The following is a 26,371-nucleotide window of genomic DNA, read 5'->3' on the forward strand; positions in this document are numbered from 1 at the left end:
TGTCACTACTTTATAAGCATTCAAGATATCACTTGATATTTTAAACCTCTACCACTAGATTTGGATATCACTTGAACTTTGAAATTCACTTAAGATTTTAATCATGATGAAAATAGAAACGGCATTTGTCACCGGCGCGACCGGTTTGCTCGGTAATAATCTGGTGCGTGGGTTGATCTCTCGAGGTGCCAGAGTCAAAGCGCTGGTTCGTTCCATGGAAAAAGGTCGCCGGCAGTTCGGGGAGATCGAAGGCGTTGAATTGATCAACGGCGATATGACTGACGTCGCCGCCTTTGCTGAACACCTGCAAGGCTGCGACATCTTGTTCCATACCGCGGCCTACTTCCGTGATAATTACAAGGGCGGTAGCCATTGGCCGAAGCTGAAAGCCATCAACGTCGAGGGCACCAAACATCTGCTGGAACAGGCTTACCATGCAGGGTTACGTCATTTTATCCATACCTCATCTATCGCCGTGCTCAACGGTGAGCCGGGCCAGTCGGTCGACGAAACCTGTCTACGGCGGCCCGAAGATGCCGATGATTACTACCGCAGCAAAATCATGGCAGATGAAGCGGTTTTGGCCTTTCTGAGTCAGTATCCGGCAATGAACGGCAGCCTGGTCTTGCCGGGCTGGATGTGGGGGCCGGGCGATCTCGGCCCCACCTCTTCCGGTCAGTTGGCCAATGACGTGATGCAGGGCAAATTACCGGGGCTGGTGACGGGCAGTTTTTCAGTGGTTGACGCACGAGATGTGGCACTGGCCATGATACTGGCGGCAGAGCGAGGCCAACGAGGTGAACGTTATTTGGCCGCAGGGCAACACATGACCATGCACCAGTTGGTACCCATGCTGGGGGACATAGCCGGTGTCAAAACCCCCACCCGCACGCTGCCACTGCCATTTCTCTACCTGTTGGCGACACTACAGGAAGCCTACGCCCGCCTCAGTGGCAAACCGGTGTTGCTCAGTCTGGCCACGGTACGCCTGATGGTAAAAGAGGCCAATCGTTCTCATTTCAATCACGCCAAAAGTGAACGTGACCTGGGGCTGACATTCCGACCGTTGGAACAAACGCTTCAGGATACGGTGGCCTGGTTACGCAATCACCACAAGCCCGGCTGAGCCGCCAGACGTTGTCCATTAAGACGTGATGTATCGCGTTAGTCGGCTCAGTCCGCCGACTAAATCACTCCCTGCTGTAATCCGCATTCGGCTTAATCGTGGCATGGTTTTTGATGGTCATTACCAGCGCGATGGCCGCCAACACGCCAGCCGTCAGGTAACTCACCCGCATGCCATTGGATATCGCCTCTGCCGTCGCCAACTTGATATCGTCGGTGTTCGCCGCCAGCATAAACAACGCGCCCATGGCAGAGGCACCGGTGATCAGGCCAAGATTACGTGCAAGGTTAACCATGCCGGAGATCACTCCGCGCTGCTCAGGCGCCGCATGCTTCATCAGCGCGGTATTATTGGCGACCTGAAATAGCGAATAACCCAGGGTAATCAGGCAAAGTGGGGCCACGTAGCCGGAAACCCCCTGCCTTAACGACATCATCGACATCACGCCCGCCCCCAGGGTCATGACCGCCAGCCCCACGGCAGTGATTTTTTTTGCCCCCAGGCAATCTACCAATCGGCCGGCAGGCACACCGCACAAAGCGGCTACCAGCGGCCCGGCTGACATCGCCAGCCCGGCATGTCCCACCGTCAAGCCCAAACCGCGCGTCAGGTAAAACGGCCCCACTACCAGCGACGTCATCATTACCGTCATCACCAGTGCGCTCATCATTAACCCACTGCTCATTCCTGGCTGGCGGAACAGCGCCAGCTGTATCAAAGGCGATGCCGTGCTGTTTTCCAGCCGTATGAACAGCCCGGTCCCCACCCCGGCGCACAGCAACAACAGCACATTGATGGCACCGAAATCACCCCGCCCCAACGTCATCGACAGCGCGTAGCTGGCCAACGTCAGACCGAGCAGCAGGGTACCAGGCAGGTCAAACCTGCCGTTGTCCTTTCGCCACTGCGGCGTGTTCCCTGGCAGATAACGATAAACCAATATAAAGGCCAGCAGCCCCAGCGGAAAACTCACCAGGAACATCGCCCGCCAGCCAAAGCCAAAGATCAATGCTCCGCCAAGCGAAGGGCCAAGCGCAGTGCCAATCGCCGACATGCTGCCAAGCAGCCCCATGGCACGGCCGGTATTTTCTTTTCCCAACGTCTCACCGACCAGCGCCATGGTCATCGCCATCATCACTGCCGCCCCCAGCCCTTGCGCAATGCGGGCGGAGAGCAGCAGCCAAATATCAGGTGCCATGGCACAGAGTGCGGAAGCGACGCTGAACAAGCCAATCCCCAGCAGCAACAGGCGACGTCGGCCAATTCGGTCTCCCAGACGCCCGACCGCGATGATGGAAGTGGTAATGGTCAGCAGATAGACGATCATCACCCACTGCACTGCCTGAAATGAGGTGTTAAACGCCAGCGCCAACGTGGGCAAACCGATGTTGGCAATGCTGGCGCCCAGTGAGGAAACCAGCATCGACAAGGAAAGGCTGGCGAGGATCCCACCAATATGGGGGCTGGGGGCGGTATGCTGTGTCATTGGCTTCATAGTCTGACTCCTGAAAGAACCTGTCAGTAGCCTATGCCGGCCAATAACCTGGCGGAAGACGCCGCATATGCAGTTTATTAGTGCATGCGACGCCCTGTTATGGCCGCTATCGGCCAGCATTAAGCAGCAAACATTCAATCCGCTTCAGGCAGATGATGAGGAACCACTCAAGGAGACAAAATGAAAATCGACCTGCTGTTTGATGACCTGTCAGTACGCGCAGTGCAATACAATGCCCGCAACTCGGTAGAAGATTTTGACGCCTGTATGGCGCAATATGCGGCGTTGGCCAGCCAGGCCAAGGCGCAAACGCCGGGAATTTATAACATCCACTACGGCATGGGCGTTGCCGAACGTCTGGATCTGTTCCCGGCCGCCAACCAGCCTGCGCCACTGTTGGTCTTTATTCACGGTGGATATTGGCACTCCCAACGCAAGGAGGAAGCCTGCTCGATGGCCGCCAGTTTTACCCGTCATGGCGTAGCGGTGGCCACGCTGGAATATACCCTGCAGCCGGAAGCCACACTGGCGGAGATTGTCCGCGAAGTGCGCAGCGCAATAGCCTGGCTTTACCATCATGCCGCTCAATACGGCATCGATCCCGAGCGTATTTTTGTCAGTGGCAGCTCAGCCGGTGGTCACCTGAGCGGAATGTTGATTGCCGATGACTGGCAGCATCTGTATCAATTGCCGATCAATGTGATTAAAGGGGCGCTGGCGCTCAGTGGCTTATACGATATTCGCCCGCTGTGCGATATCTACGTGAATGACTGGATGCGTCTGACGTCAGAACAGGCGGCAACGCTCAGCCCGCTGTTTATGCTGCCGGAAAAGGCCAATGCGCCGCAGATCCTGCTCGACGTAGGTGCCAAAGAAACCCAGGGCTTTAAAAACCAGACGCTGGCTTATTACGCCGCCTGTCGCGAAAAAGGGCTTAATGTCACGCTGCTGGAAGACCGACACTGCAACCATTTCACCCTGGTAAACGAATTGGCCAATCCTGACAGCGCCATGTTCAAGCACGTCATGGCGATGATTATGTGACGCCACCGCCCACTCAAACGGCAGAATAGTGCCCGGCTATTCTGCCTGGGTCATTTTATTAAGATCAATTGCGCCTTTGCTATGCACAAAATTGACTAAGGTGGATGCAACGCCGTCATTCTGCGCTCTCTCTGGGCTACCTGTTCTTTTTTATATTCCATTTGGCAATATGAAAGTTCCGTTCGTTCTTTCGGCTCTCGTAAAATCACCACACAATGAAATCTGAATTGCTGACCAGCGCATAACCGCATAAAAAATCAGGTTTTATATCTTGTCATCGCTCATAACCGTTCAATTTGCCCGTCTGGTGCTGGATAGCCGGCCCGAAGCCTCCGCCCTGTTGGCCGCCCGTGTTGGGCTGATGGATTACTTCGCCTGCGCATTGCCTATTGCCCAGGGCGCACTCACCGACAGCGGGCTGGCGGCGGTAAAAACGGTATTCCCCCCTGTCGGGTCAGAGAACCGGGCGCTGTATTTTGGCTATGTCAGCCACTCGCTGGATTTTGATGATTATCACCCCGCGCTGCGCGGTCACCCGACCACGGTAGTGCTGTCTGCACTGCTGGCGCTGACCGACAATAAACCTGACGTTAATGCGCTGCTGAGCGCCTATGCGATTGGCGTAGAAGCCGCCGGGAGGCTGGGGTTGGCTGCGGGAACCCAGCACTATCAGTTGGGTTTTCACAGCACCGCGACCCTGGGGGCAGTGGCCGCCAGTGCGGCTGCGGCACGCTATTTACAACTGACGCCACAACAAACCCAGATCGCACTCGGGCTGGCCGCCACCCAGGCCGCCGGGTTGCGCAGCCAGTTTGGTTCGGCCGCCAAACCGCTGCATGCGGGGTTGGCGGCACGCGCCGCAGTAAATGCGGTGCTGTTGGCTCAGGCGGGTTTTGTCGGCCAGTCGGAAGGCGTGATAGACAGCCTGCTGCACTCGCACGGTGACGGACGGCAGCGGCCGGAGCTGCTGACCGCCGACTGGGGCGCACCCTGGCGCATTCTGCAACCGGGCCTGGAGTTTAAACGCTACCCGACCTGCGGCGGTACCCACAGCGCTGCCGAAGCGGCATTCAACCTGCGTGAGCGCCTGCTTGAACAAGGCATTACCGCCGCCGATATCCCTGCGGCAATCCGTCATATTCAGGTCAGTTTCCCACCCGGTGCCGATACCGCGCCTTATATTCGTCGCCCGTCAAACGGGGTCGAGGCGCGTTTCAGCCTGGAATATGTCATCGCCGATGCCCTGTACACCGGCAGCGTGCCGCTGATGCACTACGGCGAAAACCCGGTTGATCCGCTGATTGCTGCTCTGGCGGCACAGGTCGAGCGCCACGCCGATCTGACGGCGCCACCGGATGAGCTGGATGCAGAGTTACGCTTCCACCGCGTAACGCTGACCCTGCACGACGGTCGACAATTCAGTGACGTTGTCACTAGAAAGCAAACGGCCGCCCGCCAAACCGACGTCAATGCCAAGCTGCGCAGCATTCTGCACCTGTTGCCGCACCTGGACAGTGACCGGGTGATCGGCGACTGTGCGCTGGCACAGCCTGACGCCTTGACCCGTTTAATAAAATTACTAAACCAATAATAAATATAGGAATAATTATGAGTACTTTATCTTCAACACCATCGCGTCAATTACGTCTCGGTCTGTTTGTTCAGGCGCTGGGCCACCACGTCGGCGGTTGGCGTGCCGCCGGTGCCAGTGGTTCTCCGACGGACATTGACTGGTTCACCTGGATCGCTCAAAAAGCCGAAGAAGGCACCTTTGACATGTTCTTCGTCGGCGATGCGCTGGCAACCAGCGTACACCGTTTACCGTCCACCATGTCGCGCCTGGAGCCGCTGACGCTGTTGGCTGCGCTGGCGGTGAATACCCGTCATATCGGGCTGGCGGCTACCGCCTCCACCACCTTCGATCAACCCTTCCATCTGGCACGCGCCATGGCTTCCATCGACCATATCAGTCACGGCCGTGCCGCCTGGAACGTCGTGACCTCATTCTCCAGCGATGCCGCTCGCAACTTCAGCCGTGACGATCTGCCCTCACACGCCGAGCGCTATGAAGTAGCACGCGAGTTCCTGGAGGCCAGCTACAAACTGTGGGACGGCTGGGAGGAAAACGCCATCGTGCGTGACAAAGAAAACGGTGTGTACGCCATCGACGAAAAAATTCATGCCGCCAACCACAAAGGCAAACATTTCTCGGTACAGGGGCCGTTGAATATTTCACGCTCCCCGCAGGGCCGTCCGGTGATTATCGAAGCCGGCTCCTCACCGGCCGGGCAACAGTTGGCGGCAGAAACCGCCGAGGTGGTGTTTACCGCCGCCGCCACGCTGGAAGAAGGCCAGGCTTTCTACCGCAGCCAGAAGAAATTTGTCGCCGATGCCGGTCGCAACCCGGATCACTTGCTGATCCTGCCGGGCGTGATGCCGATCATCGGCCGTACCAAAGCCGAGGCGCAGGAAACCTGGTATCAACTCAATCAGTTGGTGGATATCGATAACGGTATTGAACAGCTTTCTGCCCGTTTTGGCTTCGATTTGAGCGGCTTGCCACTTGACGGTCCGGTACCGGACGTGGGCGCGACCGAAGGCGGCCAAAGCCGGGTGAAACTGCTGACCGATCTGGCGGCGCGTGAAAACCTGACGTTACGTGAACTGGCCGCCGTGGCCGCCGGCTCACGCGGGCATCGCGTGCTGGTGGGTACCGCCGAAGAGATCGCCGATGACTTCCAACTGTGGCTGGAACAGCAAGGCGCCGACGGCTTTAACATTATGCCTGCGGTACTGCCGAACCAACTGGAGCTGTTCGTCGAACTGGTGATCCCGGAACTGCGCCGCCGTGGTCTGTTCCGCGAGGAGTATCAATACTCAACCCTGCGTGAAAACCTGGGCCTGCCGCAACCGGCAATCAACTTCGCCAACGTTAAATCGGCTTAATTCGCAGGGGAACATCATGAAAATCACCATTAAACGTACCGCACTGTCCCTGCTGCTGGCCTCTGCCGTGCTGACACCGCTGGCCAGCGGCTTCGCCGCCGAAGGCGATGTGCCCTTCCGTGCCGCAGTGAAAGCCAGCGCCGATCCGGCTTTACACAACAGCCTGCCTGAAGCCATCAAAAAGGCCGGTTACATCGTGGCAGGCACCAACCCGAATACCCCACCGACCACCTTCTATGAAGCGGATAACAAAACGCTGGCCGGTCGTGAAATTGATGTGATGAGCGCGATTGCCGATCGTCTTGGCGTGGCCATTCACTGGAAAGACACTGGTGGTTTCGACAATATCATTCCTGGCCTGAAATCCGGCCGCTATGATGTGGCGCTGGCCAATATCGACGCCAACAAAAAACGCTTCCAGCAGGTTGATTTCGTCGGCTATTACAACGCGTCCAAACTGGCACTGATTGCCCGTAAAGATGCGGCACTGGGGCCTTATACCGATCTGGCACAGCTTTGTGGCCAGACCGTCGGTGCGGGTGCTGGCACTTCGCAGATCACCCGTTTGCAGCAGGCCAGCGAACAATGCGTCAGCGCCGGCAAACCGGCGATTGTCATTCCGATCTTCCCGGACCGTCCAGCCGGGGTTCAGGCAGTGATCAGCGGCCGGGTGCCGATGTTCTTCGGCCCTTATGAAGGCTTGCGTTACCAGGCGACCCACGTTAAGCCGCTGGCGCTGGCCGGTGATATCAACATTGAAGGCACCACGGTAGCCATCGCCCTGCCGAAAGACTCCGAGCTGGTAAAACCGGTACAGGCGGCGCTGAACTCGCTGATTGCCGATGGCAGCTATCAAAAAATCCTCGACGGTTGGGATATCGGTTTTGGCGCGGTGAAAATCGCCGGTATTAATGAAGAGATCGCAAAATGAGTGGGCAATACCCTACCGACGATGCCGAGCTGCGCATCGTCGGTCATCGGCATTACGGCCGCTGGTTCAGCGCACTGCTGGTGCTGCTGATCGTTGGCATTATCGCCAATTCGATGCTGCATAACCCGCGTTTCGAATGGGCCGTGGTGGCTGAAAACTTCACCGAAGAGTCGATTATCAACGGCGTGATCATGACGCTGAAGCTGACGGTGATTTCGGTGATCTTCGGCTTTGCCGGTGGCGTGCTGCTGGCGCTGATGCGCCTGTCGGCCAACCCGGTGCTGGTGGCAGTGAGCTGGTTCTATACCTGGTTCTTTCGCGCGGTGCCCATGCTGGTGCAGCTTTTCCTGTGGTACAACATCGCTGCGCTCTATCCGCGCATCAGCCTGTGGATCCCGTTCCTGGGTGACGTCGCCAGCGCGCCAACCAACACCATTATCAGCACCTTCAGCGCGGCGGTGATCGCCCTGGTGATGCATCAGTCGGCTTACGCAGCAGAGATTGTCCGTGCCGGTATCCAAAGCGTCGGCAGCGGTCAATTGGAAGCCGCCAAGGCCTTGGGCTATCGTCGGGGGCAAATCCTCTGGCGGGTAGTTTTGCCGCAGGCGATGCGCACTATTTTGCCACCGGCCGGTAATGAGGTGATCGGGCAGCTTAAAACCACCGCGGTGGTGTCGGTGATTGCTCTGCAGGACGTGTTGTATTCGGCGCAGATCATCTACCAGCGCACCTACGAAGTCATCCCGCTGCTGCTGGTGGCCACGCTGTGGTATCTGGTGATGACCTCAATTTTGTCGATCGGCCAGTACTACGTTGAGCGCTACTTTGGTCGAGGTAGCCAGGCCAGCCGCAGCAACTGGCTGTTTCGCCGCCGCAAGGCTCCGGTTAGCCAGCCACAGGGAGCAGAGTCATGAGCGCCGCCATTCAAATCAATCAGGTTCGCAAGTCCTTCTCCGGCACTGAAGTGTTGAAGAATATCAGCCTGCAGATCCCGGCCGGCTCGGTCACGGTGATCCTTGGCCCTTCCGGCTCGGGTAAATCGACCTTGCTACGCTGCATCAACCACCTGGAGAAACTCGATGGCGGCACCATTCGCGTAGGCGAACAGCTCATCGGCTATCGCCAGAAAGGCAATCACCTGTACGAACTGAAGGAGCGTGAAGTCGCCGAACAGCGTAAAAGCATCGGCATGGTGTTCCAGCAGTTCAACCTGTTCCCCCACCGGACGGTGCTGGAAAATGTTTCTGAGGCGCCATTACTGGTAAAAAAAGAAAGGAAAGCCGTAGTTCTGGAGCGCGCAAAAGCATTGCTGACCCGCGTCGGGCTGGAGCATCGCATTCATGCCTGGCCGCGCGAGCTTTCCGGTGGCCAACAACAGCGAGTGGCGATTGCCCGTGCGCTGGCGATGAACCCAGAGGTACTGTTATTCGATGAGCCCACCTCTGCACTCGATCCCGAGCTGGTTGGCGAAGTGCTGCAGGTGATGAAAGGCCTGACACATTCCGGCATGACCATGGTGGTAGTGACGCACGAAATCGGCTTTGCGCGCGAAGTGGCGGATCAAATCATCTTTATGGATCAGGGGAAAGTGGTAGAAACGGGGACTGCACAACAGGTGCTGGATGCGCCACAGCACCAAAGAACGCGTGATTTCCTGGCAACGGTACTCTAAAACTGCATCGGGGGCATTGCGCCCCCGATCATTAAATTCAGTCTTTTTTTCGGCCAATGGCAGAGAAAAGATTACACAGCTCACCCAGACCATAAATCGAGCCCAGCAGTACGGCTATCATTACCGGCACCAGGATCACCACGGTTGCCAAACTCTCAATCATTTCTAACATCGTCGTTTCCTGGTTTTAAACAGAGAACCCTCTTCCGAAGCCGAGGATTTCCCCTTATTTATCTTGAGGTTATTTTTGGGTTGGCTCCAATCTGTGATGCAGATCACAACCAACATCGCTAATGTAACTTACACAGTTGCATTACCACAATACAAAAAAATGCTCTGTTCCAGTGCTCATGGAAGTCTCCCTGCCGCGCTCATACGACGCCTTCTGCAGACTGGCGATCGCCTCCCTGTTTGATAGCGGTCAGTTATCAACTTTTAAACAAGCCGAGTGTTAGTTGTCCTCTACTCAGTCCTTTGCTTTCCAGAAGCATCGCACTGCGTTGGTAAGTCGTGAGAGCGACTAGCCGGCGTAGCGGCAGCGGCATACCCGTGATAGGTCGCTCATCTTGGTCAGGCAGAAAAACGGGTTGTTTTATCTCCAATCCAGAACATGGCAGCGGTGAAATAAAATCTGGCCGCTCAAAATTAAGAATATTTACCTATTCTAATTTCTTGCGCAGGAATACATTCATCTCAACTTTTACCGGCACAATTAACCCATGCTTTCTTTGTCGGTTAATTAGGCAATTTACCAGGAAACTCTTATGAACTTTAAACGTGCCGCAGGTGCGATGCTTGTTGTTATGGCAACCCTTTCTGTAACTGCATGTGGGAATATGTCTCACCGCGATCGCAACACCGCGATCGGTGCAGGCGTAGGGGCATTGGGTGGTGCAGTCTTGACCGACGGCAGTACGCTGGGGACCTTGGGCGGCGCAGCGTTGGGCGGCATCATCGGTCACCAGACCAGTCGCTGATCCCAGTAGAAAAAATATCCATCTCAGAACGGTTATTATCCCTTTAATAATAACCGTTCTGAAATTCACACCATTCTATTATTTTTATTATCTGAGATAAAAGCTTAATACCTCCCACATCATTTCATCCCAATAAAATAAAACCCACTTATAATAGCAACGCTGGTACTACCGCCACTCACTCTCGCTTCCCAACGACGCCACAACGGATGTTGCTGCTGTTCTTACCCGGCTATTTTTTATTTCTTGACTTACACAGCTTCAGGATTATAGTTTCAAAATAAAATGTGAAACAAAGTTTCGTATTTGAAACTTTACCAAACTTAAAATAATAAACACTTAACTAAAACTTGTCTCATATATAAAACTTCACGAGAAATTCCATTATTTCATGGCGGAATAGACTCGCTTTTTTAAACGTCAGTTTTCATCAGGGGAAAGTCATGCGCAAAGTCTTTATCGCATTTTTATTATTTTCACCAATGAGTTACGCCAGCACCCTCACACCAGCCAGTGAGAGTTCCACCACGAAACCTGAGGTAAAAAAGAGTAGTTCTGCATTCCCCCATCTGCATTGGCAAAATGAGGACAATAATAAAAACATTGATATCGGTGGTGCATTACGCGCCAACTATCGTTATGAAGACTGGGGCAGCAGTAATTACCGCAACCCACCCCACTTGCGCTTTGATGCTTTTCGCATCGATGCCAGTGGCAATTATAATGACGCCTTCTTTGATTCCGGCTTTTGGTTTCAGGATCGCCGAAAATACGCCATCGACCGTGCCTATGTCGGCTATCACCTGAGCGGGAATGCTGACCTGCAGTTGGGCGCACCTTTCAAACCCTTTGGTTTGCAGCCTTATCCCCAGTTCGGCTGGTCCTACGGCATCCCGTTTTATCTCGGTTTCGGGGTCAATAACGGGCTAGGTGCCAAATACCAATTCCATGACCATGGCTGGACGCTGGATGCCGCCTATTTCCCCCGCATGATGCCGGCAGGCGTGCGCTATGCACCGGAAGTCGGCAATTTCGCCGATCTGAAAAATACCAACTACGCTTCGCAACATTTACAGGCCAACGAGAAGCGCGATCAGGTGAACCTGCGCCTGGCACGTGAATTCCATCAGGACGGCTGGAACAACGAACTCGGTGGGTCGCTGGCGGTTTCCCGGCTCTATAATCATGACACCGGGGATAATGGCACCTACTGGGCGACAGGTCTGCATGCTTTGGTGAACCACGATCCGTGGCATCTGTCGACACAAGTAATCCGTTATTCTTATGACGCCAAGGGACCTGAGGGAGCCAACAACTCGGTAATATTAATGGGTGGTAACGGCCTGACGCCGGCCTATTTAATTCCGGCGCAGGCCACCACGGCGTCAATCAACCTGGCGCGTGATGTCGAGGTGCCCTGGGGGCCGGTGAAAAAACTGCGTTTTTATAACGACTACAGTGTGTTGTGGAAGGATAAGGACGGCGGTTCCGACTCTAAAATGAATACCCTTGGGGTGCAGGTCTTTGCCCTGCCGGTGATGGTGTGGGTTGATCTGACCTGGGCGCAAAACGCCAACCCCTGGGGCGGTGCCGAAAACGCCACCGGCTGGACCAGTACTCAGTCTTCCGGCAGCAATAAATGGTATTTCCGCACTAACCTGAACATCGGCTATTACTTCTGATCCGTTTCCCCCTCACCGAGGGGGAAACATTGTGTTAGCCCTTAACCTGAGACACCACGTTCAACGGCTGAGCATCAGGCAGGATGTTCATATGTTCCAGCACCTGAGCCATGATTTTGCCAAACACCGGGCCGGCCACCGAGCCGCCGAAGTGTTTGCCGGCCTTCGGGTTATTAACCATCACTACCAGCGCTACCTGCGGATCGCTGGCCGGGGCAACACCGGCGGTGTAGTTGATGTAACCGCCGTCGTATTTGCCATTGGGCCCCATCTTCTCTGCGGTACCGGTTTTAATCGCCAACCGGTACCCCGGCACCGCGGCACTGAGCCCGCTGCCGCCCGGTAAAGCATCGCTTTCCATCATATGCACCACGGTTTTTACCGTATCCTCCGGCAGGATACGCTGCCCCATCACCGGTGGCGTGACCCTGGTTATCGACAAGGGTCGATAAACCCCATAGGAACCGATAGTCGCATATTCACGCGCCATCTGTAGCGGCGTTACCCGCAGGCCATAACCGAAGGAGAAGGTCGCCCGTTCGATATCTGCCCAGCGCTCACGGTGCTGCGGCAAGTAGCCGCTGCTCTCGTTACCAATCCCCAGGTCGGTCGGCAGCCCCAGGCCAAAGCTTTTGTAAACCGCCGGCAACACGGTGGCAGGCAGTGCCAGCGCGATATGTGAAACGGCGATGTCACTGGATTTTTGCAGTACTCCGGTAATGGTCAGTTTCGACCAGTGGCCCACGTCCTTGATTAAGTGCCCGTTAACCCGGTAAGGCGTGGTATCCAGCACGGTATCCGGCCTGATTAAGTGGTGCTCCAGCCCGACCATCACCACCACGGGTTTTACCGTGGAGCCTGGCTCAAAACTGTCGCTGCTGCATACGTTGCGAATATCTTTTGAGGGCGTATCCGCATAGTTGTTTGGGTTAAATGACGGGTAGCTGGCCATCCCCAGCACCTCGCCGGTATTCACCTTCACCAGCACCGCACAACCGGAGTCGGCCTGGTTGGCGACCACGCCATCACGGATCTGCGCATACAGCACGTACTGGATAAATTTGTCGATGCTCAAAGTGACGTTCGGCGGCGGCACAGGATCGACGTTCTTGATCACGCCAATCACCGCCCCGCTGCCATCCTTCTGGTAAACGCGCAATCCGTTCTTGCCTTGCAGCAGGTGGTTAAAGCCCAGCTCGATACCTTCCAGCCCCTGATTATCCTGTCCGACAATACCGATCAGCCCGGCGGCATCCTGACTCATCGGATAAAAGCGGCTGAAGTCCTGCTCGGTGCTGACGCCAGTCAAATGCAGCTTGCTGATATAGTTGGCATTATCATCTTCAACCTTGCGTGCCAGATAGACAAAACGCTTATGCGCATTAGTCTGAATCAGTTTCTGCACCTCGGTCAGCGGCATTTTCAGCACGTTGGCCAGGCTCTGCCAACGTTCATTGGTGATATCCGTATGGCTATCGAGAATATGTTTGGGATCCAGCACGATATCGCGTGAAGACACGCTCACGGCCAGAGCTTCACCATTGCGGTCGGTGATCATTCCCCGGTTGGTCGGCAACACCTGGGTGCGGATCGAACGCTGATCCGCCTGGTCGGTCAGTTGTTGATGCTCCAACAGTTGTAAATAGCCCACTCGAAACGCCAGCAGGAAAAAGCAAACCAGTATCCCGGCGCAGATCCAGCCAAAGCGAAGGGTTGAATAATTTTTACCGCTTTTTTTTATTAATGGCGCCACTGTTAACCCTGCGTTTTTATTAAAGTTATGTAATGATTTCAGTCTAACCTGACGAAAATCTTTAGAAGATTGCAGTTTGTAAGAAAGTAAAAACAAACGCGTTTACTGTTGTACATCCGCGCTGTCGTTTAACTCCGGTTTAACTTTCTGCCCTTGCTCAGGCTGCGGGGCGTTGGCCGGGTCAAAAATATGGTCGAGGATCGCCCGCGCAGTCGGCCCTGCCACCACCCCATCTCCGCCACCATTTTCCAAAATCAGCGCCATCGCGACCCGTGGGTTTTTATAGGGGGCAAACAGCGTATAGAAGATATGGTCACGCAGCCGTACCGGGATCATTTTGGCGTTATAGGTCTGATTTTCTTTCAGCCCGAACACCTGCGAAGTCCCGGATTTGGCGGCAATTTGGTACGGCGCGGTGTGGAACAGCTTATAGCCGGTACCGTTTGGCAGGTTGGCCATGCCATACATGCCGTTGCGCACAATGCCCCAATACGGCGATTTGGCATCACCAATCTGTACGGCCTGCTTCGGCGGTTGATAGAGGCTCACCTGGCGCCCCTGGCGCATGGAATACAGCAAGTGCGGGGTTTTCACCTTGCCGTTATTAACCAGCGTAGTGAGTGCCTTCACCATCTGGATTGGCGTGGCGACCCAATACCCCTGGCCGATGCCCACCGAGATGGTATCCCCCTGGTACCAGGTTTTTTTATGCACCCGCTGCTTCCATTCGCGGCTTGGCAGCACGCCACGATATTCTTCATTAAGATCAATTCCGGTCGCCTGACCGTAACCAAACTTGCTCAGCCAGCTATGAATGCGGTCAATGCCCATTTCATAGGCCACCTGATAGAAGAAGGTATCGGCAGACTCCTCAATCGCCTTGGTCACGTTCAGCATCCCATGGCCGCTTTTCAACCAGTCACGATAGCGGCGCTGGGTACCCGGCAACGTCCAGGTCGGTGCGCCAAAGAAGGTGGTATTGGGGGTGATCACCCCGGCGAACAGTGCAGAAGTCGCCATGTAGGGTTTCACGGTGGATGCCGGTGGGTACAGCCCCTGAGTTACGCGGTTTATCAGCGGCAAATCGGGGTTGGCCAACAGCGATTTATAGGCGGAGTAACTGATCCCCTTCACGAATGGATTGGGATCGTAGCTGGGGCTGGAAACCATCGCCAGAATACCGCCGTCACGCGGATCCTCAACCACCACCGCCGCTCGCTGCCCTTTCAGCACCGACTCGATATACTGCTGCAGCGACAGGTCGAGCGTCAGATAGATATTCTTGCCCGCCTGCGGCGGCTGCTCTTTCAGCAGGCGGATTACCCGGCCGTGGTTATCCACCTCCACTTCCTGATAGCCGGTGGTGCCGTGCAGCTCAGACTCATAATAAGCCTCAATGCCCTGCTTACCGATATTGTGGTCGGCAGCATAGTTCTCACTCAGGCCGGCTTTATCCAGCCGCTTCAGGTCACCGTCATTGATTTTCGATACGTAGCCCACCACATGAGCCAACTCGGCACCGTACGGATATTCCCGTTGCTGGTAGGTATCGATGGTGACCCCATCAAAGCGGTACTGATTGACCGCAAAGCGCGCCACCTCGGTCTCGGTCAGCCCGCTTTTCAGCGTCACCGGCTTGTAACGACCGTTGTGATGCATATCATCGCGGAATGCCGTGATATCTTCCGGGGTCAGATCGACAATCGGCGTCAGCGCCTGCAGTAACGCCGTCATATTGTCGATTTTGCTGGGAATGATCTGGATTTGGTACAGCGTGATGTTACGTACCAGCGGGATGCCATTGCGGTCGAAGATCAGCCCGCGACTGGGAGCAATCGGCACCATTTTAATGTCGTTCTGATTGGATCGCGTTTGGTAAAACCCATGCTGTTTGACCTGTAATCGATACAGGTTGGCAACCAGCACGCCAAAACAGGCGACGACCAGCACCATTGCCACGCTTGCACGGCGAATAAACAGCATTTCCTCTGCGGAATGGTCACGAATTTTATCTTTTAATAGGGCCATGCGTGGCGAGTTACCTGTCAGACGTCACAATTTCCCAAGATAAATCAGGGCAGTGAAAAGTCGGCAAGCATAGCCTTATTGGCAAAGGCTCCCCATTAAAAGGTTGCTAATGAAATGGCATAAATGTTTCAGCATGTTGGAATGTTACCAAATGCCGATTTTTCTGCCGGTCAGGGATTGAGCCGTGATTTATGCCAGTGCTACAATGTGACGCAGATCACACTAATTCATTTTTGCCCGCATCGCCCCCGCCGGTTGCGGCTTTTTCCAAGGACCCTGTTCGATGAGTGCCATTGCCACCGGTTTTATCATGATGCGCTGGGAGTTACTGAGCGCCGTTATGATGTTTATGTCCAGCCAGCTAAACGTCGTTTGCCGTAAGACCAGCCGCAACGGCATGGCATTTATGTTCAGCAGCCTGGGGCTGTTCACCACCTGCTGGTTTGTCATGGGCCTGATGGGCATCAGTTTCAGCCAGGAAGGCTTTACGCAATTCTGGTCCCACGCCTGGGACATGTATGTTGACGTTGTCAGCAACACCCCCACCGACTGGCCACTGCCGTAAATGCCTCGGGCCGGGCGGTCGAACTAAGCCACCCGACCCGAAAAAGACTTTCTCTAAGCCACCTTATGGCAACGCACTGCGGTTCCCCCCAGATTGACCCGCAAATTTTGCGGCAGTTGGCAGCCTTCTCCGGCATATGGACATCGCTCACGAAAGAAACACCCCTGCGGCAACTGGCGGTTGCCCGGCAGTTCGCCCTTGCGGTCTTCAATAGCGTTATCGCTCAGTGAGCGCCCTGCGCGGGGCACCGAATCCAGCAGCAACCGGGTATAGGGATGCTGAGGCTGGCGCAGCACCTGCGCGGTCGGCCCCAGTTCCACAATTTGCCCCAGATACATCACCGCGACCCGATCGCTCATGTGCTGAACCACAGAAACATTATGTGAGATCAGTACGTAAGTCAGATTGCGTTGGCGCTGCAATTCCACCAATAAATTGAGGATCTGCGCCTGTACCGAGATATCCAGCGCCGAGGTGGGTTCATCGAGCACGATAATATCCGGTTGTGAAGATAGCGCGCGAGCAATGGAGATACGCTGCCGCTGTCCGCCGGAAAACTCGTGTGGCAACCGGTCAATCGCCTCCGGCCGCAGACCGACCTGTTGCACCAGTTCCGCCGCCTGTGCCCGCCGCTGCGCCACGCGGGTATGCTGCTGCACATATACCGGCTCGGTGATAATGCGCCACACCGGCAGGCGGGGATCGAGCGACGACTGCGGATCCTGAAACACCATCTGCATACCGCTGCCAAACCAGGAGCCATCGTTGCGCGCCCGCAGCAGCTCACCGCTACTCGGTTTCAACAATCCCATCAGCAGCTGTGCCAGCGTACTCTTGCCGCAGCCGGATTCGCCAACGATACCCAGGGTTTCCCCGCGCATGATGTTGAGATCCAACCCGTTGAGCGCGTGGACATACTCACGCGGCTTGCCACGCCAGTTATAGCTGGCAGGAAAGCGTAGCCGCACGTCGCGCAGTTCCAGCAGCGCTTCAAGGTTCAATTCGCACCTCCAAATCAATAGATTGCGGATGCCAGCAGGCCACCCGCTGGGCCGGTTCTGCGGCTAAGGGCATTAGCGGCGGTGTTTGTCGGCACTGGCCGTCGGCGTGGCTGCAACGATTGCTGAAGGCGCAGCCCGGCGGCAGCGCACTCAGATTGGGCACCGTGCCGGGAATGGCCCGCAGCAGGCTGCGCGGCGCGGCGCGTTCCGGTGCCGCCAACAACAACCCAATGGAATACGGATGGCTTGGGTGTTCGATTACCCGTTCTGTACTACCACTTTCAATCACGTGCCCGGCATACATCACATACACCCGGTCGCAAAGCTGCGATACCACCGCCATATCATGGGTGATAAACAGCACCGCCGTACCGCTGGCGCGCGCTTTTTGTTGCAGCAAACGCAATACTTGCCGCTGCACTGTAACGTCCAAAGCGGTGGTCGGTTCATCGGCGATGATCAGTTCCGGCTCGCAAGAAAATGCCATGGCGATCAACACCCGCTGGCGCATACCACCGGACAACTCAAACGGGTAGCGTTCCATCACGCGTTCCGCATCGGCAATCTGCATTTCACGCAGCAGGTGGATCGCCTTGTCGCGTGCCGCCCGAGCCGATAGCCGCTGATGCAGGCGGATCACTTCACACATTTGGCGACCAATCTTGCGCGTCGGATTCAGTGCGCTCATCGGTTCCTGGAAAATCATCGATACCCGCGCACCACGCAGCTGACGCATTTGCCGCTCACTGGCATTGAGGACGTCGGTGCCCAGTATCTGCAACGAACCGCCGGTCACGCTGTAGCCGTCCTCCGCCAGCAGCCGCAGGGTCATCATCGCCGTCACCGACTTGCCTGAACCTGACTCACCGACCACGCCGACAATTTCGCCGGCCTTGACCTGCAATGAGACGCGGTTGAGCGCTTTGATGCTGCCGCCGTAAACCGGGAACTCCAACTGCAATTCATCGATAGATAACACCGTGGTTTCACTCATTAACGCCCCCGGGATTTAGGATCCAGCAGGTCACGCAGACCGTCGCCGAACAGGTTAAAGCCGGTGGCGGTGATCAGGATCGCCGTACCGGGAAAGGCCGAATACCACCACTGATCGAGCACATAGTTGCGCCCGTTGGCTACCATCGCGCCCCACTCGGCGGTCGGCTGCTGCGCGCCCAGGCCGATGAACCCAAGCGTGGCCGCCATCAGGATCGCAGTACCAATATCCAGCGACGCCTGTACTACCAACGGTGGCATCACGTTACGCAGTACGTGCCAACCGATCAGGTGCCAACGCGAGGCGCCAAAGGTGCGCGCCGCTTGCATATAGGCCTGGTGGCGTAGCGTCAAGGTTTGGCCTCGCGCCAGCCGCACATAAAACGGAATACGCACCACCGCGATAGCCAACATGGCATTGAACAGGCTGGGGCCGAGCGCTGCCGCCAGCGCCATGGTCAGCACCAGCGAGGGCACCGACAGCATAATGTCCATGCAGCGCATAATCAGCGCATCTACCGTGCCGCCCATCACGCCGGAGAAACAGCCAAGCAGCGAGCCAATGCCCCCTGCCAGCACCACCACCGCCAGCCCGGCGGCCACCGACTGACGGCTGCCAACCAGCACCCGGCTGAACAAATCACGGCCTACTTCATCGGTCCCGAACCAGTGTTCTGCCGAAGGCGGCAGCAGGCGTGCGGTAAGGTCAATCGCATCCGGGTTGTGCGGTACCAGCCACGGCGAGAACAGCATCAGGAACAGTACGGCAATCATGATAGCGGCACCCAGCAACGTCAGCGGGCTACGCCGTACCCGATACCAGGCACGGCGCAGGCTGACAAAGCGCAAGGTCGGTTGCGCTGCCGACGGTTGTTCGATTTGAGTCATTGTCATTACCCCTCGCGCCCCATTCGCGGGTCGATCCACAGATAAAGTAGATCGACGATCAAATTAACCATGACGTAGGCGAAGGACACCACCACGGCAAACCCCATAACCGCCGGGAAGTCCAGCGCCTGAATGGAATCCACCACATAGGCCCCCATGCCCGGCCAGGCGAATACCGTTTCGGTCAGTACCGCGCCATACAGCAAATCCCCCAGCGCCAACCCCAACACCGTCACTGACGGGATCAGGGCGTTGGGCAGCGCATGCCCTAGCACCACTCGCCATTGCGAAAGGCCGTTGGCGCGCGCCGTGCGGATATAGTCTTCCCCCAACTGTTCCAGCATCGCCGATCGAATTTGCCGCGCCACCACCCCGAGGTGAACAAAGGCCAGGGTCAGCGCTGGCAAAATCAGGTGCTGCAGGCTGTTCCAGAAGGCTTCGCCGTTGCCGGTCAACAGGGAATCGAGCAGGTAGAAGCCGGTGATATGGGTCGGCGGATCCAGCCAGTCGTCCAGCCTGCCACCGCCGGGTAACAGATTGAGTTGGCCGTAAAAAAGGATAATGACGCCCAGCCCCAGCCAGAATGCCGGAGTGGAGATACCGGTCACCGAGAGTAACCGCACCAGATGATCGGGCCATTTATTGCGATAAACCGCTGATACCACGCCGAGCGGCACTCCCAGCGCTATTGCCAACAGTAACGCGCAAAATGCCAGCTCTAATGTGGCGGGGAAAAAGGCCCGCAAATCCTCTAACACCGGTCGACCGGTGCGAATCGACGTTCCCAGATCGCCATGCAACAGATCCAGCACGTAGCGGCCAAATTGCACATATAACGGCTGATCCAACCCCAACTGCTGGCGAATATGCTGGACAATTTCTTCGCTGGCGCGGTCACCGGCCAGCAACCGCGCCGGATCGCCGGGGATCAGGTGAGAGATGGTAAAGGTGATAACGCACACCCCGAACATCACCAGCACCAACCCCCAGCAACGCTGACGGATAAGGCTCCAAACGTTCATAGCGATTTCCCATGGTGCAGGGGCAGCCAAACGGCTGCCCGAAGAAGATTACTTGCTCATCTGCCCAACGTTGAATACCTGCTCCAGCATCGGGTTATATACAAAGCCCTTCACCTCTTTGTTCATCGCCACCTGATAGTTTTTCTGGAACAAATAAACATAGGCCGCCTGGTCGATGACAATTTTCTGAGCCGCTTGGTAATCGGCGGTACGCATCTGCTGATCGGACACCGATACCGCTTTCTTCAGCAGCGCATCCACCTGCGGATCGCTGTAGAACGAACGGTTGCCCGGCAATCCTTTCTTGTCGGATTCGAACCAGTAGTTCATGAACATGTAGGGGTCGGCGAAGTCCGGGCTCCAGTTGCCGATGGCGATGTCGTAGTTACCCTGGCCGATACGGTCGCGCATGGTGGCATTGGCCAGTTTCTCCAGTTTGACGTTGATGCCCACCGTCGCCAGGCTGGCCTGTACCGACAGCGCTATCGCCTCCCAGTTGGGGTCGCTTACCGAATACAGGAAATTGAGCGAAGCCGGTTTGTCCTTCACCGCCGCCAGCGCCGCCTTCGCCTTGTCAGCATTCTGGCTGTACTGCTGCGCAGTGGCGTCGTATCCCCACATGCCCTCCGGGATCGGGCCACGCATCTGTTTGCCGTTACCGCCGAGAATGCCCTTCACCATGCCCTGATAATCCACCGCGTAAGAAATGGCGCGGCGCAGGTCAACCTGATTCAGCGGTGCCTTGCCGTTGTTGAGATATAAATAGGTCACCCGCAGCGACGGGTACTCATTGACCGCCACCTTGTTTTCACTCTTCAGTGCCGTCAACTGATCGATCGGCAAGGATTCGGCAATATCCAGATCACCACGGGTCAGTTGCAAACGTCGGGTCGCGCTTTCCCCGATAATTTTCACCGTTACCCGCTTAAATGCTGGTTTGGTGCCGCTGTAATGCGGATTCGGTACCAGCACCAGCTGCTGGCCTTTTTGCCAACGATCCAATTTGTACGGGCCGGAACCGGCGCTGTGGTTCGCCAGCCAGGCTTTACCTTCATCAGCCGGATTAGCCTTGGCGATGGCCGGGTTAACGATACCGGCGCCGTCGTTGGCCAGGGTGTACAGGAAGGGTGCAAACGGGGTTTTCAAGGTAAAACGCACCGTCAGTGGGTCCACCGCCGTCACCTGCAAGTCTTTCGGGAAGGCTTCGGACGGCCCCTGACCAATTTTCATCAGGCGCTCGAACGACCACTTCACCGCCTCGGCATTAACATCCGAACCATCATCAAACTTGTTGCCGGGTTTGAGTTTAAAGGTCCACACCAGCTGATCGTCGGAAGCCGTCCAACTCTCGGCCAGTTCGCCTTCCACCTGCGTCGAGCCTTTACCGCCCTCGGTTTTGTACTGCACCAGTCGTTGGTAGGCCGGATAGGTCACCGTCCAGTCGTTGTTATCAATGGTCACCGCCGGATCCAGCGTTTGCGGGTCAGCCGCCTTGCCAATCACCAGCATGTCTTTGGGTACCGCCGCCTGCGCCTGACCCATTACTACCATGCCCAACGTCACTGCCGCCGCCAAAGCGGCATATTTGATCTGATTCATAAACAAAGCTCCCGATGTGTTGAAGGTGTGTTGTTTTAATCGTAAGAAAAACAGCCGAAGCGATCGGCCAGCAGCGGATACTCCCCAGTGTTGGGCAGCTCGAAATGCCACCATTCGCTGGCGATACCGCGAAAACCTCCGGCGGCCATCACCGCATTCAGCAGCAGCCGATTGCGCTGCACCTCCGGAGGGAAATCAGGGTAAAACGGGTGGGATCTTTCGCTCATCTCATCAAAAGCGGTGCCCATATCCAGTGCCACACCGTCGGCATCCAGCAGCGTCACGTCGATCGCCACGCCCCGGCTGTGGTGCGAGCCGGTTAACGTGCTGGTGACATATTGCGGATCCGGACACGCCTGCCACAGCAATGCCTGCGCCTGCTGAGGCCGATAAGCGTCGAACACCAGCAGGGAAAAACCGGCCAGCCGCGCCGCCAGCAAACAGCGCCCTAGTCCCTGCACCGCGTCGGGATGCATCAGGCAACGGCTCTCAAGATAAATCGCCCGGCCGGTCAGGTTGTCGGCGCCGGCGTATTTCAAGTCGATAGGCAACTCGGGAAAGGCTTCGGCCAAATCGACTAACGTTACATTGTCACTCATTGCATTTTCCCATAGTGATTAAGATTCAAATTGCCCCAGCTCTTTTTGTAGCATGCGGTTATTGGCCAGCCGTTGTTCCACCGCCGCGCCGCCCTGTTCCAGCACCGAAGACAGCAACAGATTGAACAGACAACTGAATGGCGCTAGAGAATCCCAAAACTGGCCGGTGTCGGTTTTCACCTGCAGCAGGTCAATCGGGTAATCCCGCGCCCACGGGCAGTAAATATCGGTGATCAGCGCCAATCTCAGCCCCCGGGCACAGGCGGCCTGGCAGTATTTTTGAGCAATAGTGGAATAGGCGCGGGTGTCGGTCAGCACCAAATAAGGCGCGCTGAATTCCGAATTGAGTGATTCCACGTAGGTGCCGGACAACCCGTCGGCGTAATAGACCTTGGGCCGCAGATATTCCAGATGGCTGTAGAAGGCGTTGGCGATGCCGCGCGTGGATTGAATACCAACCACAAACACCGCTTCCGCCTGCGCCAACTGTCGGCTGACCTGGGCAAAGGCATCACCGCCGGCCAATTGGTAAACATGCTCGATAGCCTCCAGCTCCAGCGTTAACGACTGGCGCAGCTTTTGCGGCTGTGGCTGTTCGCGCCGTTGGCGATAAGCGCCCAGACGGTCGGTCACGCCCCAGGGCTGATACAGCGCCGTCCCCTGTTCACGCAGCGTGCGTTTCAAATCGTCAAGATTGCGATACCCCAGGCTACGCAGGTACCGTCCCACGGAGATGCCACTGGTGGCGGTGCTGCGGGCGATGCTGTCGGCCGTTTCAAACGGCACCTGCGCCAAGTTGGCCAGCAGATAGCCGGCAATACGTTTCCCGGTCGGGGTCTGTACCGCAAATGACGCTTCTATTTGTGCGATCACATCTGGATGCTCAGCCATAGTTCGCCCGTTGTTGTTGAGTTGTCATCACGCCACCCTCTGTTACTCAGGTAACAAAGACTGATGATGACAATGCATGGCCCGTGCCAATGGCGAACTGCTGGGGAAAAATTATCGCGTGGCGGCGTATGGCGCTGCAGGAGCGGCAGCGCCTGCGGTTACAACATAGTCATCAGTTGATAACTATTGCACAACAATTGGGCAATGCATCTGGCAATGCACCGCCGTGACCCCTTAATTTCAATTTTATGACCAGGCTTGCGAAACCAGTGCAAAAGTCTGTGCAAGATGGCAATCCGGTCTATGAGGTGTACCACGAACCATGATGGTGGGCGTATCAATACAGGGTAAACCCCGCCCAATCAGCCATTCGCCAAGACCGGTGTCCAGCGGTGTATCCACCCGCACGAACTGACCGCTGCAAGGCTGGCACAAGGCATCAATCAGGATAACCGCGTCGGCAAGCTCAGGGGCAACCACCGGGCCAATCATGCTGCCATAACCAAAATGACGCCGCGAAGCAAAGCCAACGGCCACGCCCCGCCGTTCCAGCACCAACGCCTGCTCGGCAGTTGCCAATAATGCGGCCAACAGTGGCTGACGCTGCAGGCCACTGGCGGCAAAATCCAGCTCACTCAGCAAGGTAATATCCGCTGGCAATGCCGGGCGCAGGCGTAAACCCTCCGGCAAAGGCTGGGCGTTACGCATTGGCAACGCCCGGCATTGATGCTGTGCCAACGCCCCTTGTTCGACAAACCCCAATTGTTGATACAGCGGTTTACCCTGTTCACTCGCCACCAAATGCAGCTGATAATCGGCCAGCGGTGCCATCAGCCGCTGCATCATCGCCCTGGCGATACCTTGCCCACGGTGCTGCTCGGCAACAATCACCAACCCCAGCGTGGCGCGCTGTATCCCCCACAACCAACGCAGCGCACAGCCCACCACCTTCCCTTCGGCCTCGGCTATCACACCGGCCCCCAACGACCACGCCTGCTGCCAATCTTCCAGCCGGTGGGGCCACTGCGCCTGCTGCGACAGTTCGAACGTGGCCGGAAGATCCGTTTCGATCATTGAGCGCAGAATAATGCTCGGTTTTTCCTGGGGCACCTTGACCTCCTGATTCATTTAGCGGCGAAATTCGCTCTGCCACAAAGTAGCAGATTCGCTTCTTTCCGGCGCATTGCTTATGGTCTGAATATGGACTAAATTTGACACATTCGACCTGCGAGGACACCTGTATGAAAGTTGAAACTATAAGCTACGTAAAGAAACACGCCGCCGCACTCGATTTATCTGAGCCCATTCTGGTGACGCAAAATGGCACACCGGCTTATGTGATCGAGTCTTATGCAGAGCGCAAGCAACGGGATGATGCTATTGCCCTGCTTAAATTGCTAACGCTGTCTGAAAAAGACAAAAAAGAAGGCAAAGTTTATTCCCGCGACCAGTTACTGGCTGATATAGATGACTAATGCGGTAAAAGGAGATGTCATATGAAGGAACAGCCTGGTATTGAGTATACCGCAACGGCAAAAGGCACCCTGGTCGAGATTATTCGTCATCTTAAAGCTAATAATGTCCCTCCGATGCCTGTCGTGGATGACATCATCAACGCGTTTGAAGCCAGGGTCAGTCAGTTCTCAGCCGGTTGTCAGATTTGCCCTGAACTTTTAAAGATTGGCTGCGATAAATACCGTGAATGTAATACGCCAAACGGCTACCGCGTCATCTATTCACTCGAAGATTCTCTGATTACCGTGCACGCTTTTCTTGCACAAAAGCAGGATATCCAGCAGCTGTTGTTTAATCGACTGATAGCCCCTTAACCCCACCGCCCGACACCTTTTACGTTTGTTCACGGATTTCGCCCAGCAGCCTCTGATAACCGGTGTTATTATTACTCTGCTCAATAAATCCCTCCCAATTCAAAGTGGTACGACAAGCTGATGGAAGCGTGGAAACTCAATCTGATCTCGGTCTGGCTCGGCTGTTTCTTTACCGGGCTGGCGATGAGCCAAATCCTGCCTTTTCTACCGCTGTACGTCGAACAGCTCGGCGTCAGTGGTCATCAGTCGCTGAGTATCTGGTCCGGACTGGTGTTCAGCGGCACTTTTTTGGTCTCGGCGCTGGTATCACCGCTGTGGGGCAGCCTGGCAGACCGCAAGGGCCGCAAACTCATGCTGCTGCGGGCTTCGTTGGGAATGGCCGTTGTGATTGCGCTGCAGGGTATGGTCACCAACGTTTATCAGCTGTTTGCACTGCGCGCACTGATGGGGCTGACCTCCGGCTATATCCCCAATGCCATGGCGTTGGTCGCTTCGCAGGTACCGCGAGATAAAAGTGGCTGGGCTTTGGGTACTTTGTCTACCGGCCCGGTGACAGGAGTGATCGTTGGCCCACTGTTGGGTGGCCTGATGGCCGACCATCTGGGGCTACGCGTGGTGTTTTTCGTCACCGCCGTGCTGATGTTTGTCAGTTTCCTGATTACCCTGTTCCTGATAAAAGAGCGCCATATCGAGGTAAAAAAAGCCGATCGATTAAGCGGTAAAGCGGTTTTCCGTTCGCTGCCCTATCCGGCGTTGATTGTGACCCTGTTTGTCAGCACTCTGATGATCCAATTGGCCAACTCATCGATCAGTCCGATACTGACGCTGTTTATCAAGGATTTGTCCGGTGATAGCGGCAACCTGGCCTTTATTAGCGGCATGATCGCCGCCGTTCCTGGCGTTGCCGCGTTGATGTCCGCCCCGCGCCTCGGCCGGCTTGGCGACCGTATCGGCACCGCACGTATTTTGTTGGCCGCATTGGGATTGACTACGGTGTTATTTGCCATCATGGCCTGGGTGGAAACGCCACTCCAGTTGGGGATCCTGCGTTTTCTGTTGGGGTTTGCCGATGGTGCCTTGATGCCTGCCGTGCAGACATTGCTGCTGAAGTACTCTTCCGATCAGGTCACCGGGCGCATCTTCGGCTATAACCAGTCGTTTATGTATCTCGGTAACGTGGTGGGTCCGCTAATAGGCTCTGGCGTTTCGGCGCTGATGGGCTTCCGCTGGGTGTTTGTGGTCACGGCGGTGCTGGTGCTGATTAACTGCCTGCAACTGCGCAGCCAGTTTAACAAGGTCGAAGCGAAGTCCTCTCCCTCCGGCTGAGAGG

The 26,371-nt window shown here is 56.1% G+C and carries 25 protein-coding genes; 13 read left to right on the top strand and 12 right to left on the bottom strand.

The window, feature by feature from the left end; genetic code table 11:
• Positions 1–103 precede the first annotated feature (103 nt).
• Entirely contained in the window at positions 104–1,126 is a 1,023-nt protein-coding gene (locus OCH02_RS05860; protein ID WP_261430355.1) for an SDR family oxidoreductase, read from the top strand.
• A 64-nt stretch (positions 1,127–1,190) separates the two neighbouring features.
• Here OCH02_RS05860 and OCH02_RS05865 read toward each other — a convergent pair whose 3' ends face one another.
• Positions 1,191–2,621: an MFS transporter gene (locus OCH02_RS05865; protein ID WP_261430356.1), complete on the bottom strand. Its 1,431-nt coding sequence runs from the start codon at positions 2,619–2,621 to the stop codon at positions 1,191–1,193.
• 180 nt (positions 2,622–2,801) lie between these two features.
• Between OCH02_RS05865 and OCH02_RS05870 the strand changes: the two genes are divergently transcribed.
• The 6 genes from OCH02_RS05870 (at position 2,802) to OCH02_RS05895 (ending at position 9,214) form a co-directional block, all read left to right on the top strand.
• Positions 2,802–3,665, top strand: a complete 864-nt coding sequence (locus OCH02_RS05870; RefSeq protein ID WP_261430357.1) for an alpha/beta hydrolase — start codon at positions 2,802–2,804, stop codon at positions 3,663–3,665.
• 271 nt (positions 3,666–3,936) lie between these two features.
• Positions 3,937–5,256 (top strand): MmgE/PrpD family protein, encoded by a 1,320-nt coding sequence (locus tag OCH02_RS05875; protein WP_261430358.1) that lies wholly within the window; start codon positions 3,937–3,939, stop codon positions 5,254–5,256.
• A 17-nt stretch (positions 5,257–5,273) separates the two neighbouring features.
• Complete coding sequence (locus OCH02_RS05880; protein ID WP_261430359.1) at positions 5,274–6,611, top strand: LLM class flavin-dependent oxidoreductase; 1,338 nt, start codon at positions 5,274–5,276, stop codon at positions 6,609–6,611.
• Positions 6,612–6,627: 16 nt separating this feature from the next.
• A complete protein-coding gene (locus OCH02_RS05885) occupies positions 6,628–7,542 on the top strand; it encodes an ABC transporter substrate-binding protein (protein WP_261430360.1) in 915 nt (304 codons plus the stop codon).
• The gene (locus tag OCH02_RS05890) at positions 7,539–8,456 is read left to right on the top strand and encodes an amino acid ABC transporter permease (RefSeq protein WP_261430362.1); all 918 of its coding nucleotides are present in this window, start codon (positions 7,539–7,541) and stop codon (positions 8,454–8,456) included. The genes OCH02_RS05885 and OCH02_RS05890 overlap by 4 nt, the downstream gene beginning before the upstream one ends.
• Positions 8,453–9,214, top strand: coding sequence for an amino acid ABC transporter ATP-binding protein (locus OCH02_RS05895; RefSeq protein WP_261430363.1), 762 nt, complete (start codon positions 8,453–8,455; stop codon positions 9,212–9,214). The genes OCH02_RS05890 and OCH02_RS05895 overlap by 4 nt, the downstream gene beginning before the upstream one ends.
• Positions 9,215–9,251: 37 nt before the next feature.
• Here OCH02_RS05895 and OCH02_RS05900 read toward each other — a convergent pair whose 3' ends face one another.
• Positions 9,252–9,386 carry an AcrZ family multidrug efflux pump-associated protein gene (locus tag OCH02_RS05900; protein WP_017892788.1) on the bottom strand — a complete coding sequence of 45 codons (135 nt, stop codon included), beginning with the start codon at positions 9,384–9,386 and terminating at the stop codon, positions 9,252–9,254.
• 592 nt (positions 9,387–9,978) lie between these two features.
• On the opposite strand from OCH02_RS05900, the gene osmB reads away from it, so the two are divergent.
• Together osmB and OCH02_RS05910 are read left to right on the top strand one after the other, a co-directional pair.
• Entirely contained in the window at positions 9,979–10,191 is a 213-nt protein-coding gene (gene osmB / locus OCH02_RS05905) for an osmotically-inducible lipoprotein OsmB (protein WP_261430364.1), read from the top strand.
• A 443-nt stretch (positions 10,192–10,634) separates the two neighbouring features.
• Positions 10,635–11,873, top strand: coding sequence for a hypothetical protein (locus tag OCH02_RS05910; RefSeq protein ID WP_261430365.1), 1,239 nt, complete (start codon positions 10,635–10,637; stop codon positions 11,871–11,873).
• 34 nt (positions 11,874–11,907) lie between these two features.
• Here the strand turns inward: OCH02_RS05910 and OCH02_RS05915 are convergent, their stop codons facing one another.
• Positions 11,908–13,626 (bottom strand): penicillin-binding transpeptidase domain-containing protein, encoded by a 1,719-nt coding sequence (locus OCH02_RS05915; protein ID WP_261430366.1) that lies wholly within the window; start codon positions 13,624–13,626, stop codon positions 11,908–11,910.
• Between the two features lie 102 nt (positions 13,627–13,728).
• Positions 13,729–15,654, bottom strand: coding sequence for a penicillin-binding protein 2 (gene mrdA, locus OCH02_RS05920; RefSeq protein WP_261430367.1), 1,926 nt, complete (start codon positions 15,652–15,654; stop codon positions 13,729–13,731).
• Between the two features lie 283 nt (positions 15,655–15,937).
• On the opposite strand from mrdA, the gene OCH02_RS05925 reads away from it, so the two are divergent.
• Positions 15,938–16,219, top strand: a complete 282-nt coding sequence (locus OCH02_RS05925; protein ID WP_261430368.1) for a YjcB family protein — start codon at positions 15,938–15,940, stop codon at positions 16,217–16,219.
• A gap of 53 nt (positions 16,220–16,272) precedes the next feature.
• On the opposite strand, the gene OCH02_RS05930 is transcribed toward OCH02_RS05925, so the two are convergent.
• The 8 genes from OCH02_RS05930 to OCH02_RS05965 all read right to left on the bottom strand — a co-directional run bounded on the left by OCH02_RS05930 (position 16,273) and on the right by OCH02_RS05965 (position 24,322).
• On the bottom strand, positions 16,273–17,220 hold the full coding sequence (locus OCH02_RS05930; protein ID WP_261430369.1) for an ABC transporter ATP-binding protein: 948 nt from the start codon (positions 17,218–17,220) through the stop codon (positions 16,273–16,275).
• A complete protein-coding gene (locus OCH02_RS05935; protein WP_261430370.1) occupies positions 17,210–18,214 on the bottom strand; it encodes an ABC transporter ATP-binding protein in 1,005 nt (334 codons plus the stop codon). The genes OCH02_RS05930 and OCH02_RS05935 overlap by 11 nt, the downstream gene beginning before the upstream one ends.
• Complete coding sequence (ddpC, locus tag OCH02_RS05940; protein WP_261430372.1) at positions 18,214–19,101, bottom strand: D,D-dipeptide ABC transporter permease; 888 nt, start codon at positions 19,099–19,101, stop codon at positions 18,214–18,216. The genes OCH02_RS05935 and ddpC overlap by 1 nt, the downstream gene beginning before the upstream one ends.
• A gap of 5 nt (positions 19,102–19,106) precedes the next feature.
• Positions 19,107–20,123 carry an ABC transporter permease gene (locus tag OCH02_RS05945; protein WP_261430373.1) on the bottom strand — a complete coding sequence of 339 codons (1,017 nt, stop codon included), beginning with the start codon at positions 20,121–20,123 and terminating at the stop codon, positions 19,107–19,109.
• A gap of 48 nt (positions 20,124–20,171) precedes the next feature.
• Positions 20,172–21,722 carry an ABC transporter substrate-binding protein gene (locus OCH02_RS05950; RefSeq protein WP_261430374.1) on the bottom strand — a complete coding sequence of 517 codons (1,551 nt, stop codon included), beginning with the start codon at positions 21,720–21,722 and terminating at the stop codon, positions 20,172–20,174.
• Between the two features lie 35 nt (positions 21,723–21,757).
• On the bottom strand, positions 21,758–22,321 hold the full coding sequence (ddpX, locus tag OCH02_RS05955; protein WP_261430375.1) for a D-alanyl-D-alanine dipeptidase: 564 nt from the start codon (positions 22,319–22,321) through the stop codon (positions 21,758–21,760).
• Between the two features lie 18 nt (positions 22,322–22,339).
• On the bottom strand, positions 22,340–23,212 hold the full coding sequence (locus OCH02_RS05960; protein WP_261430376.1) for a MurR/RpiR family transcriptional regulator: 873 nt from the start codon (positions 23,210–23,212) through the stop codon (positions 22,340–22,342).
• 246 nt (positions 23,213–23,458) lie between these two features.
• Complete coding sequence (locus tag OCH02_RS05965) at positions 23,459–24,322, bottom strand: GNAT family N-acetyltransferase (RefSeq protein WP_261430377.1); 864 nt, start codon at positions 24,320–24,322, stop codon at positions 23,459–23,461.
• A gap of 131 nt (positions 24,323–24,453) precedes the next feature.
• Here OCH02_RS05965 and OCH02_RS05970 point away from each other — a divergent pair, with 131 nt between their 5' ends.
• The 3 genes from OCH02_RS05970 (at position 24,454) to OCH02_RS05980 (ending at position 26,367) form a co-directional block, all read left to right on the top strand.
• The gene (locus OCH02_RS05970) at positions 24,454–24,687 is read left to right on the top strand and encodes a type II toxin-antitoxin system Phd/YefM family antitoxin (protein WP_261088180.1); all 234 of its coding nucleotides are present in this window, start codon (positions 24,454–24,456) and stop codon (positions 24,685–24,687) included.
• A 21-nt stretch (positions 24,688–24,708) separates the two neighbouring features.
• Positions 24,709–25,041 carry a type II toxin-antitoxin system RelE/ParE family toxin gene (locus OCH02_RS05975; protein ID WP_261094900.1) on the top strand — a complete coding sequence of 111 codons (333 nt, stop codon included), beginning with the start codon at positions 24,709–24,711 and terminating at the stop codon, positions 25,039–25,041.
• A 120-nt stretch (positions 25,042–25,161) separates the two neighbouring features.
• Complete coding sequence (locus tag OCH02_RS05980) at positions 25,162–26,367, top strand: multidrug efflux MFS transporter (RefSeq protein ID WP_261430378.1); 1,206 nt, start codon at positions 25,162–25,164, stop codon at positions 26,365–26,367.
• The last annotated feature ends 4 nt before the right edge of the window (positions 26,368–26,371 follow it).

This window comes from Serratia quinivorans (assembly GCF_946227985.1).
In the GTDB taxonomy this organism is placed as follows: domain Bacteria; phylum Pseudomonadota; class Gammaproteobacteria; order Enterobacterales; family Enterobacteriaceae; genus Serratia; species Serratia quinivorans_A.

Excerpts from the sequence above, each read along its gene's own strand:
- OCH02_RS05860 (WP_261430355.1), top strand. The coding sequence starts at position 104 with ATGATGAAAATAGAAACGGCATTTGTCACCGGCGCGACCGGTTTGCTC.
- OCH02_RS05865 (WP_261430356.1), bottom strand. The coding sequence starts at position 2,621 with ATGAAGCCAATGACACAGCATACCGCCCCCAGCCCCCATATTGGTGGG.
- OCH02_RS05870 (WP_261430357.1), top strand. The coding sequence starts at position 2,802 with ATGAAAATCGACCTGCTGTTTGATGACCTGTCAGTACGCGCAGTGCAA.
- OCH02_RS05880 (WP_261430359.1), top strand. The coding sequence starts at position 5,274 with ATGAGTACTTTATCTTCAACACCATCGCGTCAATTACGTCTCGGTCTG.
- OCH02_RS05885 (WP_261430360.1), top strand. The coding sequence starts at position 6,628 with ATGAAAATCACCATTAAACGTACCGCACTGTCCCTGCTGCTGGCCTCT.
- OCH02_RS05890 (WP_261430362.1), top strand. The coding sequence starts at position 7,539 with ATGAGTGGGCAATACCCTACCGACGATGCCGAGCTGCGCATCGTCGGT.
- OCH02_RS05895 (WP_261430363.1), top strand. The coding sequence starts at position 8,453 with ATGAGCGCCGCCATTCAAATCAATCAGGTTCGCAAGTCCTTCTCCGGC.
- OCH02_RS05900 (WP_017892788.1), bottom strand. The coding sequence starts at position 9,386 with ATGTTAGAAATGATTGAGAGTTTGGCAACCGTGGTGATCCTGGTGCCG.
- osmB (WP_261430364.1), top strand. The coding sequence starts at position 9,979 with ATGAACTTTAAACGTGCCGCAGGTGCGATGCTTGTTGTTATGGCAACC.
- OCH02_RS05910 (WP_261430365.1), top strand. The coding sequence starts at position 10,635 with ATGCGCAAAGTCTTTATCGCATTTTTATTATTTTCACCAATGAGTTAC.
- mrdA (WP_261430367.1), bottom strand. The coding sequence starts at position 15,654 with ATGGCCCTATTAAAAGATAAAATTCGTGACCATTCCGCAGAGGAAATG.
- OCH02_RS05925 (WP_261430368.1), top strand. The coding sequence starts at position 15,938 with ATGAGTGCCATTGCCACCGGTTTTATCATGATGCGCTGGGAGTTACTG.
- OCH02_RS05935 (WP_261430370.1), bottom strand. The coding sequence starts at position 18,214 with ATGAGTGAAACCACGGTGTTATCTATCGATGAATTGCAGTTGGAGTTC.
- ddpC (WP_261430372.1), bottom strand. The coding sequence starts at position 19,101 with ATGACTCAAATCGAACAACCGTCGGCAGCGCAACCGACCTTGCGCTTT.
- OCH02_RS05945 (WP_261430373.1), bottom strand. The coding sequence starts at position 20,123 with ATGAACGTTTGGAGCCTTATCCGTCAGCGTTGCTGGGGGTTGGTGCTG.
- OCH02_RS05950 (WP_261430374.1), bottom strand. The coding sequence starts at position 21,722 with ATGAATCAGATCAAATATGCCGCTTTGGCGGCGGCAGTGACGTTGGGC.
- ddpX (WP_261430375.1), bottom strand. The coding sequence starts at position 22,321 with ATGAGTGACAATGTAACGTTAGTCGATTTGGCCGAAGCCTTTCCCGAG.
- OCH02_RS05960 (WP_261430376.1), bottom strand. The coding sequence starts at position 23,212 with ATGGCTGAGCATCCAGATGTGATCGCACAAATAGAAGCGTCATTTGCG.
- OCH02_RS05970 (WP_261088180.1), top strand. The coding sequence starts at position 24,454 with ATGAAAGTTGAAACTATAAGCTACGTAAAGAAACACGCCGCCGCACTC.
- OCH02_RS05975 (WP_261094900.1), top strand. The coding sequence starts at position 24,709 with ATGAAGGAACAGCCTGGTATTGAGTATACCGCAACGGCAAAAGGCACC.
- OCH02_RS05980 (WP_261430378.1), top strand. The coding sequence starts at position 25,162 with ATGGAAGCGTGGAAACTCAATCTGATCTCGGTCTGGCTCGGCTGTTTC.